Annotated in this window: 15 protein-coding genes and 1 pseudogene; 11 read left to right on the top strand and 5 right to left on the bottom strand. The window is 70.7% G+C overall.

Annotation, left to right across the window (positions count from 1 at the left end; all coding sequences use genetic code 11):
• Positions 1-5: 5 nt before the first annotated feature.
• From ACIHEJ_RS01725 to ACIHEJ_RS01695, 7 genes and pseudogenes are all read left to right on the top strand, one after another.
• The gene (locus ACIHEJ_RS01725) at positions 6-269 is read left to right on the top strand and encodes a UBP-type zinc finger domain-containing protein (RefSeq protein ID WP_392292729.1); all 264 of its coding nucleotides are present in this window, start codon (positions 6-8) and stop codon (positions 267-269) included.
• Positions 269-2,083 (top strand): FAD-dependent oxidoreductase, encoded by a 1,815-nt coding sequence (locus ACIHEJ_RS01720; RefSeq protein WP_400131259.1) that lies wholly within the window; start codon positions 269-271, stop codon positions 2,081-2,083. Before ACIHEJ_RS01725 ends, ACIHEJ_RS01720 begins: the two co-directional genes overlap by 1 nt.
• A 48-nt stretch (positions 2,084-2,131) precedes the next feature.
• Entirely contained in the window at positions 2,132-2,632 is a 501-nt protein-coding gene (locus ACIHEJ_RS01715) for an Hsp20/alpha crystallin family protein (protein WP_400131258.1), read from the top strand.
• Positions 2,633-2,721: 89 nt separating this feature from the next.
• On the top strand, positions 2,722-3,048 hold the full coding sequence (locus ACIHEJ_RS01710; protein ID WP_400131257.1) for a hypothetical protein: 327 nt from the start codon (positions 2,722-2,724) through the stop codon (positions 3,046-3,048).
• 131 nt (positions 3,049-3,179) lie between these two features.
• Positions 3,180-3,572 carry a DUF2267 domain-containing protein gene (locus tag ACIHEJ_RS01705; protein WP_067043084.1) on the top strand — a complete coding sequence of 131 codons (393 nt, stop codon included), beginning with the start codon at positions 3,180-3,182 and terminating at the stop codon, positions 3,570-3,572.
• A gap of 30 nt (positions 3,573-3,602) precedes the next feature.
• A complete protein-coding gene (locus ACIHEJ_RS01700) occupies positions 3,603-4,001 on the top strand; it encodes a hypothetical protein (RefSeq protein ID WP_400131256.1) in 399 nt (132 codons plus the stop codon).
• A gap of 118 nt (positions 4,002-4,119) precedes the next feature.
• Positions 4,120-4,476, top strand: a pseudogene (locus ACIHEJ_RS01695) (asparaginase); the annotation flags it as partial.
• A 157-nt stretch (positions 4,477-4,633) separates the two neighbouring features.
• On the opposite strand, the gene ACIHEJ_RS01690 reads toward ACIHEJ_RS01695, so the two are convergent.
• Positions 4,634-5,305, bottom strand: a complete 672-nt coding sequence (locus ACIHEJ_RS01690; RefSeq protein ID WP_400131255.1) for an enoyl-CoA hydratase-related protein — start codon at positions 5,303-5,305, stop codon at positions 4,634-4,636.
• Positions 5,306-5,483: 178 nt separating this feature from the next.
• Complete coding sequence (locus tag ACIHEJ_RS01685; RefSeq protein WP_400131254.1) at positions 5,484-5,660, bottom strand: CoA transferase; 177 nt, start codon at positions 5,658-5,660, stop codon at positions 5,484-5,486.
• A gap of 458 nt (positions 5,661-6,118) precedes the next feature.
• Here ACIHEJ_RS01685 and ACIHEJ_RS01680 point away from each other — a divergent pair, with 458 nt between their 5' ends.
• A complete protein-coding gene (locus ACIHEJ_RS01680) occupies positions 6,119-8,077 on the top strand; it encodes a glycoside hydrolase family 15 protein (protein ID WP_400131253.1) in 1,959 nt (652 codons plus the stop codon).
• 371 nt (positions 8,078-8,448) lie between these two features.
• Here the strand turns inward: ACIHEJ_RS01680 and ACIHEJ_RS01675 are convergent, their stop codons facing one another.
• Complete coding sequence (locus ACIHEJ_RS01675) at positions 8,449-10,557, bottom strand: FUSC family protein (protein WP_400131252.1); 2,109 nt, start codon at positions 10,555-10,557, stop codon at positions 8,449-8,451.
• A 500-nt stretch (positions 10,558-11,057) separates the two neighbouring features.
• Between ACIHEJ_RS01675 and panD the strand changes: the two genes are divergently transcribed.
• Positions 11,058-11,480 carry an aspartate 1-decarboxylase gene (panD, locus tag ACIHEJ_RS01670; protein WP_400131251.1) on the top strand — a complete coding sequence of 141 codons (423 nt, stop codon included), beginning with the start codon at positions 11,058-11,060 and terminating at the stop codon, positions 11,478-11,480.
• 53 nt (positions 11,481-11,533) lie between these two features.
• Complete coding sequence (locus ACIHEJ_RS01665) at positions 11,534-11,878, top strand: GNAT family N-acetyltransferase (protein ID WP_400131250.1); 345 nt, start codon at positions 11,534-11,536, stop codon at positions 11,876-11,878.
• Between the two features lie 445 nt (positions 11,879-12,323).
• On the opposite strand, the gene gndA is transcribed toward ACIHEJ_RS01665, so the two are convergent.
• Complete coding sequence (gene gndA / locus ACIHEJ_RS01660; RefSeq protein ID WP_400131249.1) at positions 12,324-13,763, bottom strand: NADP-dependent phosphogluconate dehydrogenase; 1,440 nt, start codon at positions 13,761-13,763, stop codon at positions 12,324-12,326.
• A gap of 272 nt (positions 13,764-14,035) precedes the next feature.
• Here gndA and ACIHEJ_RS01655 point away from each other — a divergent pair, with 272 nt between their 5' ends.
• Positions 14,036-15,193 (top strand): transglycosylase family protein, encoded by a 1,158-nt coding sequence (locus ACIHEJ_RS01655; RefSeq protein ID WP_400131248.1) that lies wholly within the window; start codon positions 14,036-14,038, stop codon positions 15,191-15,193.
• On the opposite strand, the gene ACIHEJ_RS01650 is transcribed toward ACIHEJ_RS01655, so the two are convergent.
• Positions 15,163-16,410: a DMT family transporter gene (locus tag ACIHEJ_RS01650; RefSeq protein ID WP_400131247.1), complete on the bottom strand. Its 1,248-nt coding sequence runs from the start codon at positions 16,408-16,410 to the stop codon at positions 15,163-15,165. The genes ACIHEJ_RS01655 and ACIHEJ_RS01650 overlap by 31 nt on opposite strands.
• Between the last annotated feature and the right edge of the window lie 91 nt (positions 16,411-16,501).

Genomic DNA, 16,501 nt, shown 5'->3' with positions numbered 1-16,501 from the left:
TTCGGATGACCCTGCATGCAGATCCCCACCTCGCGCTTGTCCGGCCGGTCCAGCCGCTGACCCCAGAAGGGTGTCAGGAGTGTCTGGTGCTCGGCTCCCCGTGGGTCCACCTGAGGCTCTGCCTGACCTGCGGGCACGTCGGCTGCTGCGACTCCTCGCCGAACAAGCACGCGCGCAGGCACGCAGCCGCCGTCGCCCATCCGATCGTGCAGTCGTTCCAGCCCGGCGAGGAATGGCGCTGGTGCTACGTTCACGAGGCGTTCGTCTGATGTCCGGCGACCAGTCGCTGCCGGGCGGAGAACCGGTGCCGGAGAAAGCGGACGAGGCCGCCTTCTGGGAGACCCCGGACATCTACGGCGCGTATCCGCGCCTCACGGAGGACCAGATGGCACGTCTGGCGGAGCACGGGCAACGCCGGACCGTGGCTCCGAACGACGTGCTGATCCGGGAGGGGGAGCGCTGCGAGACGTTCTTCGTCGTCCTCAGCGGTACCGTCGCCGTCGTCGAGGACTACGGCACTCCCGAGGAGCACGTGCTGCGCGTGCACGGCCCCGGTCGCTTCCTCGGTGAACTCGGCCTGCTGTACGGACAAGTGGCCTTCTACACCGCTGTCGCCAGGGAGCCGGGCGAGGTCCTCGTCGTCTCCTTGGACCGGTTGCGCCACCTGGTGTCCCGGGACTCCACCATCGGGGACATCGTGCTGCGCGCCTGTCTGGGCCGTCGCGCGCTGCTCGTCGGACAGGGCGCCGGCTTCCGCATCATCGGCTCGCGCTACTCGCCCGACACCAGACGGCTGCGCGAGTTCGCCGTCCGCAACCGGCTGCCGCACCGGTGGATCGACCTGGAGACCGACGAGGAGGCCGAGGAGTTGCTGCGCCGCTTCGGCGTCGGCCCGGAGGAGACACCGCTCGTCATCTGGCGGGACACCACCCTGTTGCGCAACCCCAGCAACGCGGAACTGGCCCGGCTCATCGGCCTGCCGTCACTACCCGCCGGAAACCGTCACGGCGACGTCCTCATCGTAGGCTCCGGACCCGCCGGCCTCGCTGCCGCGGTGTACGCCGCCTCCGAGGGCCTGAGCACCACGGTCGTGGAGGCGATGGCCACCGGCGGCCAGGCCGGCACGTCGTCCCGCATCGAGAATCTGCTCGGCTTCCCATCCGGCATCTCCGGCGCCGAACTCACCGAACGCGCCGTGCTCCAGGCCGACAAGTTCGGCGCCAGGATCAGCCTTCCGCTGGAGGCGACCGGTCTCCATCCCAAGGACGACGACCACTACGTCGTGGCGTTCGCCGACGGCAGCGAGATCGCCGCCCGCGCCGTCGTCCTGGCCATGGGTGCCCGCTACCGCCGACTCCAGGTGCCCGGCATCGAACGCCTGGAGGGAACGAGCGTGCACTACTCGGCGACCGTCTACGAGGCCCAGCAGTGCCGCACCGACCCGGTGGCCGTCGTCGGCGGAGGCAACTCGGCGGGCCAGGCGGTGCTGTTCCTCGCCGGGTACGCGCCGAAGGTGCACCTGCTGGTCCGAGGAGCCGGCCTCGAGGCCAACATGTCCCGCTACCTGGTCGACCAGGTCGAGCGCCATCCGCGGGTGGAGGTCATGCTGCACACCGAGGTCACCGAGGTCATCGGCCAGGAAGTGCTGGAGGAGCTCGACGTGGTCGACAACCGCACGGGCAGGCACCGCCGGCTCGCCGTACGGAGCCTGTTCGTCTTCACCGGCGCCGAACCTCACACCGAGTGGCTCGCCGGCATCATCGCCCTCGACTCCCGCGGCTTCGTCCTCACCGGGCCGGAGGCCCAGGAAGCCTGTGCCTACCCCGAGGTGTGGCACGGCCGCGGGCGCTCGTGCATGACCCTGGAGACCGGCCTGCCCGGGGTCTTCGCGGTAGGGGACGTCCGCAGCGGCTCGGTGAAGCGGGTGGCCTCCGCGGCCGGTGAGGGCGCGATGGCCATCCACTTCGTGCACCGGCACCTGGGGCACTCGGCCGTACCCGGCACCACGGGCACCTCAGCTGCCGCGGGCCACTCGGACGTCTCACCACGCATACGTCACAAGGAGTCCGCATGGCTCGCATGACGAATGGCGGACGATGAGATCACGAGAAGGAAGAAGGAGACGATGGCGATGGCCATGCCCGTCCGGCGCCACCGCGGTGGCGGCCTGCAGGAAAGGCCCGTCTGGGCACCCACCCCTCTCAATCCCCTGGTCGAGTTCGACGAACTGCTCAACCAGATGAGCGGCCTGCTGGAGTCGACGGTGGGCGCGGCACCCGCGGTTGCGTGGACGCCTCTCGCGGACGTGTCGGAGTCCGAGGACGCCTTCCACATAGAGATCGAACTCCCCGGTGTGAAGAGCAAGGACATCGACGTAGAGGCCAACGGTCCCGAACTCGTGGTCACCGGAGAGATCAAGGAGCGGGAGCGCAAGGGTGTCCTGCGCCGCAGCACCCGCCGCGTCGGAGCCTTCGAGTACCGTTTGCGGCTGCCCGGAGAACTGGACACCCACAAGATCAAGGCTGAGATGCAGGACGGAGTGCTCAGCATCACCGTCCCCAAGGCCGACGTCGCAAAGCCGCGACACGTCGAGATCACCGAGACAGGTGAAAGTACCGAGAGCAGCGGCTGAGACGCGAGCGCCGCGGTTCCGGGCCCCATCCGGGGCTGCGGCCGGGCCCGCGAGACTCGACGCCCCTCACCGCGGCGGAGACGCGCTACGTGGCTCCCCACCGTCGATGGTTCTTCCTGCTGGTCTCGCTGACCTTATTCGTGGCGTACGCGGGAGCGAACCCGGCCGGTCTGACGGCGAGCGAGGTCCTGAAAATCGCCGACCTCACCGCCCGCCGCCGGGAGCAGGAGCACGCCGGAGCCCGCCGTCACCGCCCGGGCACCGGACCGGGCAGCACCCTGTACTCGCCGAGGATGGCCGGCGCCGCGGGCACGGCAGGTCGTACGTCCGCCACGGCCGGACAACGCCTCGACGACGAGATCGAACCGTCAACCCACGCGCTCCACCCCCGGGCGCTTCCGCCGTGCCCTGCGTGAGTCGGTGCGGGAGTCCCGGGCCCAGGGCCTTGCGAACGGCAGCTACGTGTCGGCGGACGGACCCGGCCGGCCCGACGGCGGACCGGGTGATCCCCGTGACCAGCGGTGACCAAGGCAGAAGGAAGTCAGCCATGAAATACGACGGGTTCCTCGCCCGTGTGCGCGAGCGAGGCGAATACAACGACCAGGACGAAGCCGCGGACGTCACCAACGCCGTGCTGGAAGTGCTGGCCCAACGGATCAGCCCGGGCGAGGTCAAGGACCTCGCATCCCAGCTGCCCGGCCCGCTGGGACAAGTCCTGGACCATGCCGCGCCGCAGCAGGCGCGAAGCTTCGGAATCGAAGAGTTCTACCGCCGGGTCGCCGAGCGCACCCATGCCCGGCCGCGTACGGCGCAGTGGGACGCCAGCGCGGTCCTGACCACCGTCGCCGACGCTGTCACCGGCGGAGAGCTGAATCAGATCATCAGCCAGCTCCCCTCCAGTTACGCGGTCCTGTTCGGCAAGGCCGACCTCGCGGACTGAGCCCGTGAGGCGCGAGGGTTGCTGAGCGTCATGATCTATCTGAACGACTACCAGATTCGGGTTGCCCTGACGTTCGCTCCGGTCTGGTACGCACACGCCGAGTACTGGCCGAAGAACGGCGACCCGATCCCGCGTGTGTTCGGCAGGCACCCGAGTGCGCACGGCGTGTCCCGTACGCTGTATTCGCGGATCAACGCGGTCTACGGGCTCATGCTCGTCACTTCGGTGCTGAAGTTCTTCGACGTCGAGCTCTACGCGCTCGCCGGCGCGTTCTGCACCGGAGCACAGCCGATGTGGATGACGGCGATCGAGACGGCCGGCGACCTGCTACCTGGCTGGTCCGCGCCGTCGGGAGTGGCGACGGTCCCCGTCAGCGGTGTACTGCGGAGATGCTGCGCCGGCCTCACCGGGGATCAGGCATCCTGTTGAGCGTCCAGTGGACGCAAAGCGGTGCGGACGCCCTGAGAGTTCGACCGCACACTGCTGGACCCCCGACCTCCTCGATCGGCAAGCCCTGACTTGACCGACAGATCAGCACGCAGAACCAGCCCACCGTTCTTTCGCACTCGCCGTGCCCGGCACGCCCGAGCGGCAGGTTGCCGACGCCGTGCGAGCCCACCCCCAAGGACGTCGCCGGCACCCGCCGCCACGACACCTGGCCCATGCGGGAGGTACCGGGCGTCCTGTCGGAGGTGGGCGCGGAAGCGGTCCAAGCGGTCGCTCTGCCCCACGACCGTGCCCGAGCCCTGGCCCTCAAGATCGAGGACGGCAGCGCCCGAGCCCTGGGGCCGGTCCTGGCCCGCGCGCTTGGTTTGCTCGGCGTGACGGACCAGTGATCAACCGCGTCGGACGTATGCCCGGGCTGGGCGGAGGCCGGGGGGTGGGCGAGATACGGACGATGTTCCGAGGCTGTGGTGCGGGGCGCGTGGTGGTCGTGATGCTCGCAGACGTCCACCACCGGGCCACGGGCCCGGCCCATTCCCAGGATCAAACTGGTCCGGCCGGTGGGCCGGGCACCCGCAGCAGAGGGGCCCGGCGCCCTCCGTCGGTTGCCTGCGGCGTCAGCCGCGTGGGTTGACCGTGTCGCGGAGGGACGCCAGAGCCGAGCCGTACAGCCGAGCCTTGATGGTGCCGAGGGTGCCGCCGGCCTTGCTCAGCTGTGCCTGGGCGATCTCCACGGCCGTGGAGCGCACGGCGTCCTCAGCGACCGCCCGGTCGACGATGCCGACGGCCGCGGCGTCCGACCCGCCGTAGCGGCGGGCGGTGACCATGGCCTCGTGCGCGGTCTGCGGCGCCAGCCGGGACTGGATCAGGGCGGACATGCCGGGCGTGAAGGGGATGTTGATGTCGGCTTCGGGCAGGCACCAGTAGCCACGGTCGGCGCGCATGACGCGGAAGTCGTGCGCGAGGGAGAACATCGCGCCCGCGGCGAAGGTGTGCCCCTGCAGGGCCGCCACGGTGATCACCGGTAGCGAGAGCACGCGGGCGAAGAGCTCATGGACGGAGACGATGTAGTCCTGGTGCTGGTCGGCGTGGCCGGACAGCCACTCCAGATCCAGGCCGTTGGAGTAGAACTTGCCCGTCGCGGCGGTCACCAGCGCTCGCGGTCCTTCTGCCTTCTCCACCTCGTTCAGGGCGGCGTCGACGGACGCGATCCAGTCGGGGTGGAAGCGGTTCTCACCGTCTCCGAGGTCGAGCACGAAGACGTTGTCCTGGCGGTCAAGGGTAGGCATGTGCGCTCCTGGAAGGATGCGTGGTGTGAGGGAAGGGCGAGATCGGGCAGCGGGCTGCCGCGGGCGTGGCTCCAGCTCCAGCACGGGAGTCATCGGGATGCTGTGCCTGGCGCACCCCTCTGTCCAGTCTGGCGTAGTCGATGCCGGCAAGGCCGGGTTGCGTGCGGCGACGTCCGCGTCACTGGGTGCAGTTGGCGTTCCGGTTCAGCGTGGTCGTACCCGGCGGGACGCGGTGCCGGCCCACCCGTACGGTGTCGGAGGACGACTCGATCTTGATCACGTCGGCGCCGAGGTCACCGAGTGTCTGGGCCGCGTACGGACCCATCACCACGGTCCACAGGTTGATCACCCGCACCCTGTCGAGCGGCGCGGATGACGAAGGATTCCGCCATCCCCTCTTCCTTTCGCGCCGTGCGTCGTTGCGCCCGAGACGGAATGCTAAATGAGGAGCGACGGGAGATGGAATTATCAAAATGGGAACGGCGGTGTTACCGCAGTGGTCACACCGTTTCTCGATAGTCCAGGGCTGTTGTCGGGCAGTCCATCGGGAGAGGATCTCCCGTGAGTCAGCCCCTGCCGCAGTTGCCGAAGCCCGGGTTCGTCTTGATCCCCATCGAGGCCCCAGCCGAGGTGCCCACCCAGACTCCGGCTTCGGTCAGCCGTCGAGGCGGCCAGGTTGAAGCTACCGGAGGAGTAATGCGAACCCGCGGCACGCCGGGCAGTCTGGAGGTGGGGGCGCAAGGTGTGTCCGCGAGGGGCACGGCGGTAGCAGCGACGTCACCGCTCACGCCAGGCGGGATGGGAAGAGGCCCCATGAACGAATATCCGCTGATCGACGACCACGGACTCATCGGTGACCTGCAGACGGCCGCGCTGGTCTCCACCGAGGGGACGATCGACTGGTTCTGCAGCCCGCGATTCGACTCGCCGAGTATCTTCGGAGCACTGCTCGACGGTGCGAACGGCGGTCACTGGACGATTGCTCCCCAGGCGCCGACGTATGCGACCAAGCAGCTCTACTACCCGGACACCTGTGTGCTGCTCACCAGATTCATGACCGAGCAAGGCGTCGGATCGGTCGTGGATTTCATGCCGCCTGCTTCTCCGCGTAATCCGACAAGCAATCACCGGCTGGTCCGCATGCTGCGGTGCACACGCGGCGAGATCTCGTTCGACATCGAGATCGCCCCTCGGTTCGACTACGCGCAGCAACCATATGAGGTCACCGCGCATATGGGCGGCTGGCATTTTGCCAGCCGAGATACGGATGTGACCGTCCATGTGGTGGACACACCTGACGTTGAGTGCGTGAGCGACCGCAGGATTCGGTCAGATGGCGTGTGCATGACTGTAAGGCTACGAGCTGGTATGACCCGCGGCCTGGTGCTGGAGACGTTCGCTGACGGTCCGCCACGCATCGTTTCGCCGCAGGATTGCGAGCAGCTACTGGAGGACACCATCGCCTTCTGGCACAACTGGCTGGCGCGTTCGCGCTACACCGGACGGTGGCGGGAGACGGTCAACCGCTCCGCCATGACGCTCAAACTCATGACGTACGCCCCGTCCGGGGCCATGGTCGCGGCTCCGACCACCAGTCTGCCGGAACAGGTCGGAGGCGAGCGCAACTGGGACTACCGCTACGCGTGGGTACGTGATGCCTCCTTGTCCCTTCATGCGCTGCTCGGGCTGGGATTCACCGAGGAGGCCGTGGCGTTCACCGAGTGGCTGGGCGACCGCGTTCAGGAATACAACGGTCCTGGCGAACACCCTCTGAAGGTCATGTACCGCGTCGACGGCTCCTCCGACCTGGCAGAGCAGACCCTGGGCCACTGGGAGGGCTACCGGCACTCCGCTCCGGTGCGGGTGGGCAACGGTGCCGCTGACCAGTTGCAGCTCGACATCTACGGATCGGCACTGGAGTGCCTCCATTTCGCCGACCAGCAGGGGCTGCCGACAACCTGCCGCATCTGGCAGACGCTGATCAACACGGTGGACTGGGTGTGCGAGAACTGGGACCGTCCCGAAGCCGGTATTTGGGAAACGCGGGGCGGTGACAAGGACTTCACCTATGGACGACTCATGAGCTGGACCGCGCTGGATCGGGCCATACGCATGGCCACCCGGAGCGGCCGCCCCGCCGAGGTGCAGCGCTGGACGAAGGAACGCGACGCCACTTACTGGCAGATCCTGCGGCGAGGGTGGAGCCCGGAGCGTGCAGCGTTCACGCAGTACCTGGGCAGCGACGTCCTGGACTCCGCGCTTTTGCGGATGCCTGCGGTAGGGTTCATCCCCCCGCAGGATCCGCGGTGGCTCTCGACCTTGGACGCGATCAGGAACGATCTCGTGTCCGACGGCCTCGTATACCGGTACGACCCCTCTGCCTCTCCCGACGGACTGCTCGGTTTCGAGGGCACCTTCTCGGCGTGCACTTTCTGGTACGTCGAAGCCCTCGCTCGCGCCGGCCACCTGCGTGAAGGGCGACTCGTCTTCGAGAAGATGCTCACCTACGCCAACCATCTCGGCCTGTACTCCGAGGAGATCGGGCTGACCGGCGAGCAACTCGGCAACTTCCCACAAGCATTGACCCACCTCGCCCTTGTCACCGCCGCGCTCAGCCTGGATGCCCATCTCGACGCCGCCAGGCCGGGCTTCCCTCCCACCTCTGCGGTTCCGGTTCCCTTTCTCTACGCGCAACCGATGGCGGCAGCGGCCGGAGGTCCACCTGTCACGCCGACCACCCCGTATCCGTCGGACCACGTCATCCGCAGGTGAGCGCACCACCCTTTCCCCATCGGTCCGCCACCTGCGGTAGCAGGCCGCGTCCACCGGTGATGGCAAGGCGGTCGTGATGCCGGCACGGCTACAGGGTGCGCGATGGCCATGGGCAAGCCCGTCAACACGCCACTGAGAAGGCTTCGGCCACGGCCGACCAGCCTGTTGCGGCATCGCTGCGCGGTGGTTGGATCCTGCTGATCGAGATTGCCGATCTACGGTTGCCGTTGCCAGGTGACTGCCCCATCGACGCCCTCGCCCGACCGCTGACGACACTGGCAGCCTGGTGAACGCGCGTTCCGGATCCCTGCTTCGCCCGCCACCCCCGGCAGTGATCCCACGGTCAGGGCGGACAGCGACTTTGCGGAGTTTCAGGCTGCCGCGTGGCGACCGCGGCGGTGGCGGGAGGCGATGGTGGCGGTCAGGGCCTCCACGGCGTCGACGGTTGCGGTGCTCAGGACGACGGCGGGGCTGGTCGTGGCGCTGCCGAAGCCGTCGGGTGTCTCGGCCAGCAAGCCGGAGCGGGCGGTGAAGGAGTCGAAGACCGACCGCAATGCCCCCGGGGCCACTGTCTCGGCTCCGGCGGCGGCGCGGGCCAGGGCCGTGAGGTGTTCGTGCAGCGGATCGACCAGTTCGGTCAGCTCCGGCACGGTGTCCTGAGGAGTACGCGGCAGGTGTTCGCCCAGCAAGGTGGCGCATCCGGCAACCGTGGACACCTGAGTCCTGATCTGCTCCAGCTGCACACTCGACCAGGGGCCGCGGTGCTCTGCCGGCTCGGCGTGCGACTGCTCCACCGCGGCCTCCAGGTGCTCCCTGACCTGCCGTGACAGCGCCCGCAGCGCGTCGACGGCTGCCGGGTCGGTCGCCCCGACGTCGGCGTAGCCGGTCAGCAGCTCTGGCAGCAGCCGGTCCTGCACCCGCAGCCACTCCGCGAGCAGGCCCGGCACCCGCTGGGTGGACCAGGTCGGCCAGACCAGGAAGATGAGCACGGCGATCGCGGCGCCGACCACCGTGTCGGCGGCGCGCGCCCACGCTGTGGGCCCGGGCAGCCCGCCGACGTGGTGGATCAGGAAGACGATCCAGGTGGTCAGCCATAGATTGAGCATCAACTGCCCAGTCCGCAGGGTCACGAACGACGCAGCGGCCAGCAGTACCGCCACGACCGCGAGGCCGACGGGCGTCCAGTTGGGCAGGGACAGAACCCAGGCGAACAGGCCGCCCAGCACGGCCCCGGCCGCACGTCCCCAGCCGCGGGCGAGGGTATGACCGTACTCGGGGAAGAGCACCAGCATGGTGGTCAGGGCCACCCAGAAGCCGTGCGTGGAGATGCCCAGCCCGCCCCACCCGCCGATCGACCGGCCGATGACCTCGGCGAGCACCACGCCCACTGCGAGCCGCACCGCATGGCGGAAGATCGGTGATTGGGGGTGCAGCTGCGCCCGGATCCGCCGGGCGGTGCGTGCTACGGAGGGCGTGCCCGCGTACAGGCCCGGCACCTCGGTGTGGGGTTCCAGTACATCGCCCAGGCGGTCGTCGGTCGAGCGTCGGGCCAGCTGCTCGGCCGTCCGTAGCCGTGCGGCCAGATCGCGCGGGCCGCGCACGGGCGAGACGGCCGCCCAGGACTCCAGGAAGGTCCAAGCTTCCTCGGGGGTGCGGTGCTCGCGGCCGGAGGCCACCGTACGGGAGATGTCGCCCAGCACCTGCGCCGCAGCGGCCGGTGCCTCCTGGTTCCCGGCCGCCGCTACCGTCAGCCGCACCGTGTGCAGCGCGCGGCGGATGCGCTCGGCCTCTCCCAGCAGTCCGAACATGGCCGCCGCCGCCGGTCGGCTCAACTGCGGCAGCAGGTCCAGGGCCTGCCGGGCCGCCGTGAACGGAGCGGACCCGCCCAGGCCGGCGGAGCCGGCCGCGACCGAAGCCTCGGCGAGCGACTGGTACAGAGCTGCAAGGGCGCGGCGCTGGGCGGCGAACCGCGGACCGTACGGGGGGAGCAGTTGCACCACCACGACGAGTCCGGTTCCGACCGCGATCCAGCCGGCGATCACCAGGCCGCCATGTACGTCGGGAGCGAGATCAGCCGTGATCATCAGCCCGATGACGGCGAGGCAACCCCGGATGCCGGGCGCGATGCCCAGCGTCCGCCACAGCCCGGTGGCGAACGCTGCGACCGCGAGCAGCAGCAGGAACAGCCAGGTGGTGCCGTGCACCAGGGCCCCCAGCACCGCCATGGCGCTGAAGGCCGCGGCCATCCCGAGCGCGTTCACCACAGGGTGTCGCAGCGGGCTCAGCAGCGTACCGATGCCGCAGATGAACGCACCGACGCTGGCCATGGCCCCGGCCACCGGGTCGTCCAGCACCAGGCCGAGGACCGTGGCGAGCAGCACGGACAGTACGGCCCGTGCGATCGCCGACGGGGCGGCGAATGCCCGTTGAATGCGCAGCCCGTCCCGGCTGATCGTGACCAGCGAGGACCACCAGCGCATGTCCGGGCCTCCTTGGCGGCGCGGCGCGGGAGCAGTGCTCTCATCCTCTGCCAGCTCCGGCGTGGCTGCCACTCGCCCCCTGGAGGGCGCCACTCAGGGTCGTGAGACCGGCGGTCACCGTGCGTTCGTCTGAACAGCTCCGGGGCCCGGCTCCGGAATGCGCCAGGCCCGCGCCTACGAGGCGTTCACGCCGGCCGAGCGCGTCCTGCTCATCACGCTCCTGCACCCCTCACCGAACCCGTCGCCGATTCCGACACCGGCTCCGATTGAAGATCGTGGTCAGTATCAGTCCTCGCGCATTCCGAGACCGGTGTTCGAACAGGTGGTTGGTCGGCGGCGGTATAACAACCTGGTTCATACGGAAGCGCATGTGGGGAGCCTTCTCGTCAGCGCGAAGCGATGTTCCTCATAATCATCGACTCCGACGCGTGCCCGTGTAGAGTGAGGACCGCCCTTGACCTGCACAAAGCTGGCAGGGAGCCGTCTTCCAGGAGTCCAAAGTGCTGCGTACTCTGTTCAAGTCCAAGATCCACCGCGCCACCGTCACCCAGGCCGACCTGCACTACGTGGGATCGGTGACCATCGACGCCGATCTCCTCGACGCCGCCGACCTGCTGCCGGGCGAGCTCGTGCACATCGTCGACATCACCAACGGCGCCCGGCTGGAGACGTACGTCATCGAGGGCGAGCGCGGGTCCGGGGTCGTCGGGATCAACGGGGCCGCCGCCCATCTCGTGCACCCCGGAGACCTGGTGATCATCATCAGCTACGCTCAGGTCACCGATGCCGAGGCACGTGAGCTGAAGCCGCGGGTCGTGCACGTGGACGGCGACAACCGGATCGTGTCCCTCGGCGCCGACCCGTCCGCGCCGGTGCCCGGCACCGAGCAGCAGCGCAGCCCGCAGGCCGTCCCCGTGGCCTGACCGGCGGGCCGGCGGGTCGGACGACAGGTACCAGGACCAGGAGCGTGCGTGCCATGAGCGAGACCGAGATCCGCGACGACCGGGCGGCGGGCCGCCTCGAGGCCCGCGGCGAGGGCGAGGTCGTCGGCCGGATCGAGTACTTCGTGCTGGAGGCGCCCGCGCGCGCCCTGGTCCCGGTGCACACGATCGTCGAGCCCGCGCACGAGGGGAAGGGCATCGCCGGGTCGCTCGCGCGCGAGTTGTACGCCATCGCCGGGCGCGAGGGCGTTCCGGTGGCCCCGCTGTGCCCGTACGTCTCGCAGTGGGCCGGGCGTCATCCGGACGTGGCCCCGGCGGCCGGCCCCGGACTCCTGGAGGCCGCCGAGGACTGGCTGCGCGCGCACCCCGGCCGGTTCTGAGCGGCGGACCCGCACGGGGACGCGTGCGACGCGTTCGGGTGAGTGGCCGAGCGGCCGTCGGGTAGGCGGGGGAGTAGTCCAGAGGTGATGTCCCGCGACCGCCCGGAGGACACCGATGACGAACCCGCACCCCGACCCCGTACCGCCGGGCCCCGCACCGGAGCCGCCGGCGCCCACCCCGCCGGACCCGTACCCGAGCCCGGTCCCGCCGCCGGAACCCGGCCCCCAGCCGACGCCGCCCGTGCCCGGTCCCGACCCGACGCCGCCCCCGGCGCCACCGGCCCCGGGCCCGCCGGAGCCGTCACCGTCCCCGATCCCGCCGGGCCCGGAGCCGGTGCCGAACCCCGAGCCCGGCCCGCCGCTGACATGAGAAACCGGGCGCGCGGCGCCCGGTTCGCCCTGCGTCGCCCCGCACGGGAGCGAACCAGCCCCTCTCGGGAGCGGACTAGGCGGAGACCTCCGCCCGGTCCCCGCCCCACAGCGTGTGGAACGAACCGTCCCGGTCCGTCCGCCGGTACGTGTGGGCCCCGAAGAAGTCCCGCTGCCCCTGCGTCAGGGCCGCCGGCAGGCGTTCGGCACGCAACGCGTCGTAGTACGCCAGCGCCGCCGCGAAGCCAGGCGTCGGCACGCCCTGCCGCGTCGCCGCGATCAGCACCTCACGCCAGTCGTCCTGAGCCTCGGCGATCTCGCGCGCGAACGTCTCGTCCGACAGCAGGCTCGGCAGGTCGGGCCGGGCGTCGTACGCGGCGCGGATGCGGTCGAGGAAGGCCGCCCGGATGATGCAGCCGCCCCGCCAGATCGAGGACACGGCGCCGAGGTCGATGTCCCAGCCGTACTCGTCGCTGCCCGCGGCGATCTCGTGGAAGCCCTGGGTGTAGGAGACGATCTTGGACGCGTACAGCGCCTGCTCCACCCGGTCCGCGAAGGCCGCCGCCTCCGACTCGCCGAGCGGAGCCGGCTTCGGCCCGGCCAGCCCCCGGGACGCCTCGCGCAGGGCCGCGTGGCCGGACAGGGAGCGGGCGAAGACCGCCTCCGCGATGCCGGACACCGGGACGCCGAGGTCGAGCGCGATCTGGACGGTCCAGCGGCCGGTGCCCTTCTGCTCGGCCTGGTCCACCACCACGTCCACGAACGGCTTGCCGGTCGCCGCGTCCACATGGGAGAGGACCTCGGCGGTGATCTCGATCAGGTAGGAGTCCAGCCGGCCCCTGTTCCAGGTGCGGAAGATGTCCGCGATCTGCGCGGGGGAGTAGCCGGCCACGTCGCGCAGCAGCTGGTACGCCTCGCCGATCAGCTGCATGTCGGCGTACTCGATGCCGTTGTGGACCATCTTCACGAAGTGCCCGGCACCGTCGGGACCGCAGTGCGTCACGCAGGGGGCGCCGTCCGCGGCCTTCGCGGAGATCTTCTCCAGCATCGGGCCGAGGGACGCGTAGGACTCCTTCGAACCGCCCGGCATGATGCTCGGCCCGTGCAGCGCGCCCTCCTCGCCGCCGGAGATGCCGGTGCCGACGAAGTGGATGCCCCGCTCGCGCAGCTCCCGCTCCCGGCGCCGGGTGTCCGCGAAGTGCGCGTTGCCGCCGTCGATGATCATGTCGCCGGGCTCGAGGAGCGGGGCGAACTCCTGGATCACGGCGTCCGTCGGCTCGCCCGCCTTGACCATGATCACCAGGCGGCGCGGCCGCTCCAGGGCCGCGACGAACTCCTCGGCGGTCTCGGACCCGACGAAGTCGCCCTCGTTCCCGAACTCCTCCACCAGCGCCTTCATGCGCGACGCCGTACGGTTGTGCACGGCGACGGTGTAGCCGTTGCGCGCGAAGTTCCGGGCGAGATTGCGGCCCATGACCGCCAGGCCCGTGACACCGATCTGCGCTGAAGTGCTCATACCGCCTGCTCCCTGGTTGCCTCGTGACTACGGCTCCGTCAGTACGGATCCTCGCCCATCCTGACGTGCCGTTCCGGCGAGCGCACATCCGACCCGCCAGGCATAGGTACGCGGCAACCGCGCCTTCGTCCTCAGTCCGCGCGGACATGGACCAAAGAAAGCCCGATCCCGGCCACTTGGCGGCCGTAGGAGGCCGAATTTCCGTCTTGTCATGGCCTGTTCGCGGCACTTAGTTTTGGCCCCTCCTGACACATGCCGAGGGGACATCGGACATGGCCGTACGCGGCCGGCATCGCCGGTACCAGCCGAACCGGATCAACCGCGCCTCACTCACCGTCACGGCGGGCGGCGCCGGCCTCGCGATCCCGCTGGTCGCCGCCGGCGGCGCCGCCGGCGCCGACGCATCCACCTGGAACAAGGTCGCCGCCTGCGAGTCCAGCGGCAACTGGAGCATCAACACGGGCAACGGCTACTACGGCGGTCTGCAGTTCACCCTGTCCACCTGGGAGGCCTACGGCGGCACCCGCTACGCGCCGCGCGCCGACCTCGCGACCAGATCCGAACAGATCGCCGTCGCCGAGAAGGTCCTCGACGGGCAGGGGCCGGGCGCCTGGCCGGTCTGCTCGGTGCGGGCCGGGCTCACCCGGGGCGGCGGCGACCCCGGCCCGCACACCGAGAGCGCGGCGACCCGGCCCACGAAGGAGCGGCACAAGAGCAGCGTGCGGGACGTGCAGCCGCAGACGACACCGCAGTCCCGCGCCGGCAAGGCCGAGATGTACACGGTCGTGCACGGCGACACCCTCTCCGGCATCGCCGGCGACCACGACGTCCGGGGCGGCTGGCGCGCGCTCTACGCGGGCAACCGCTCCACGATCGGCGCCGATCCCGACCTGATCCTGCCCGGCGAGCGGCTCAGCCTGCGCACCACCACGCCCACGCCCGACCACCACACCACGACCAAGTCCCCCAAGAGGAAGACACCTTCGCAGCGGCAGACCCCCACGCACCGGACCACCCCGGCCGGCCACTCGCTCGTCGCACCCGTGGACGCGCCCATCGGCACCGGCTACCACGTGGCCGGCTCGCACTGGTCCAAGGGCTACCACACCGGTGTCGACTTCCTCGTCCCGACCGGCACCTCCGTGAAGGCGGCGGCGGCCGGGCACGTGGTGGCCGCCGGATGGGGCGGCTCGTACGGCTACCAGGTGGTGATCCGGCACGCCGACGGCCGGTACACCCAGTACGGCCATCTGTCGGCGATCTCCGTCCGGGTCGGCCAGAGCGTCGGCACGGGGCAGCGCATCGGCCGCTCCGGAGCCACCGGCAACGTGACGGGCCCGCATCTGCACTTCGAGGTGCGGACGGGGCCCGGGTTCGGCAGCGACGTCGATCCGCTCGCCTACCTCCGGGCCGGCGGCGTCAGGATGTGACGCGCGTACGGGCCCGGGTCCGGCGCGCGCAGCGGGACACCCACGGGCACCGGGGTGGACGACACCGAGAACGCCACACCGGCCGCCGGGCCGCCGGCGGCGGTGCCCTCCCCGGTGCCCGACGGCTCCGCCCCCGCAAGGGCCCGGTCGACGGCCTGCCCGGCCTCGGCCGCCGTCGCCAGGCGCTGTTGCGGCAGCCCGGCGAAGGGCCCGGCGGCGGAAGGCGGGACGGTGGCCGGCGCAGGCTCGGCGGGGGGAACAGGCAGCGCGGCGGGCCCGCGCTCCGTGGCGAGCGCAGGGGCGGCAGCCGGCACAGGGACGGCAGCGGGCGCGGGCTCGGCGGCGGGCGGCCCGGTCTCCGGCGGCGCGGACACCGGCGCCGCCGAGTCCCCGATCCGCTCCGTCGTCAGCATGATCAGGCCGCCCGCCGCGATCACTCCGCAGCCGAGGGCGAGCACGGTGCCCGTGCTGCCGTAACGGAACGTCTCGCCGAACATCAGGATGCCGACCGCGGCCGCCAGCACCGGGTTGGCCACGGTCAGGGTGGCCAGCGGGGCGGCGAGGCCACCGCCCCGGTAGGAGGCCTGGGACAGCAGGACACCGGCGACGGCGAACAGGCCGATCACCGCGAGCGAGGGCAGGTCGTCCAGGTCGATGCCGTGCGTCCAGTCGACGGCGACGGTCTTGGTGAACACCGACGACATGCCGAACGCGATGCCGGCAGCGCCGGCGAGCAGCACGCTGCGCACCGCCGGGTGCCGGGGCACGGCACGGCACACGCCCAGCAGTGCGGCGACCGCCCCGCCGGTGACCAGCGCGACCAGCACCCGGTGGACGGCGTCGAGGGAGTGCGTGGCGGAGGAGCCGACCAGGGACAGCAGGACGGCGAGGCCCAGGGTGGCCATGAGGGCCCCGCGCCAGGCGGTCGCCCCGGCCCTGCGGCCGACGAACAGCGCCGCCATGGGCAGCGCGAAGACGATGGTCAGCGCACCGAGCGGCTGGACGAGACTGAGCGGCCCGTAGGCCAGCGCCACCACGTGCAGCCCCCCGCCGAGACCGTTGAGCGCCAGCGCTCCCCACCAGCCCGGCCGCCGCAGCGGCAGGTAGGACCGGTCCGGGGAGGACGTCGCCGCGACCTGCTCCTGCACGATCGCGCCGCCCGCGTAGGCGAGGGCGGACACGAACGACAGCAGCACGGACAACGCGAGGGCGCTCATCCGCGTCTCCTTCGCGTGAGGCGGGGGCCCTGAGCCCGGCGCGACGTACGGTCGGCTTCCATGGTCAACACTCTGCCCGTCCGTGCTCTTC

The sequence above is a fragment of the Streptomyces sp. NPDC052301 genome, assembly GCF_044593395.1.
GTDB lineage: Bacteria > Actinomycetota > Actinomycetes > Streptomycetales > Streptomycetaceae > Streptomyces.
This window is presented reverse-complemented; position numbering and strand designations above follow the sequence as displayed.

Excerpts from the sequence above, each read along its gene's own strand:
- ACIHEJ_RS01725 (WP_392292729.1), top strand. The coding sequence starts at position 6 with ATGACCCTGCATGCAGATCCCCACCTCGCGCTTGTCCGGCCGGTCCAG.
- ACIHEJ_RS01720 (WP_400131259.1), top strand. The coding sequence starts at position 269 with ATGTCCGGCGACCAGTCGCTGCCGGGCGGAGAACCGGTGCCGGAGAAA.
- ACIHEJ_RS01715 (WP_400131258.1), top strand. The coding sequence starts at position 2,132 with ATGGCCATGCCCGTCCGGCGCCACCGCGGTGGCGGCCTGCAGGAAAGG.
- ACIHEJ_RS01705 (WP_067043084.1), top strand. The coding sequence starts at position 3,180 with ATGAAATACGACGGGTTCCTCGCCCGTGTGCGCGAGCGAGGCGAATAC.
- ACIHEJ_RS01700 (WP_400131256.1), top strand. The coding sequence starts at position 3,603 with ATGATCTATCTGAACGACTACCAGATTCGGGTTGCCCTGACGTTCGCT.
- ACIHEJ_RS01690 (WP_400131255.1), bottom strand. The coding sequence starts at position 5,305 with ATGCCTACCCTTGACCGCCAGGACAACGTCTTCGTGCTCGACCTCGGA.
- ACIHEJ_RS01680 (WP_400131253.1), top strand. The coding sequence starts at position 6,119 with ATGAACGAATATCCGCTGATCGACGACCACGGACTCATCGGTGACCTG.
- ACIHEJ_RS01675 (WP_400131252.1), bottom strand. The coding sequence starts at position 10,557 with ATGCGCTGGTGGTCCTCGCTGGTCACGATCAGCCGGGACGGGCTGCGC.
- ACIHEJ_RS01665 (WP_400131250.1), top strand. The coding sequence starts at position 11,534 with ATGAGCGAGACCGAGATCCGCGACGACCGGGCGGCGGGCCGCCTCGAG.
- gndA (WP_400131249.1), bottom strand. The coding sequence starts at position 13,763 with ATGAGCACTTCAGCGCAGATCGGTGTCACGGGCCTGGCGGTCATGGGC.
- ACIHEJ_RS01655 (WP_400131248.1), top strand. The coding sequence starts at position 14,036 with ATGGCCGTACGCGGCCGGCATCGCCGGTACCAGCCGAACCGGATCAAC.
- ACIHEJ_RS01650 (WP_400131247.1), bottom strand. The coding sequence starts at position 16,410 with ATGAGCGCCCTCGCGTTGTCCGTGCTGCTGTCGTTCGTGTCCGCCCTC.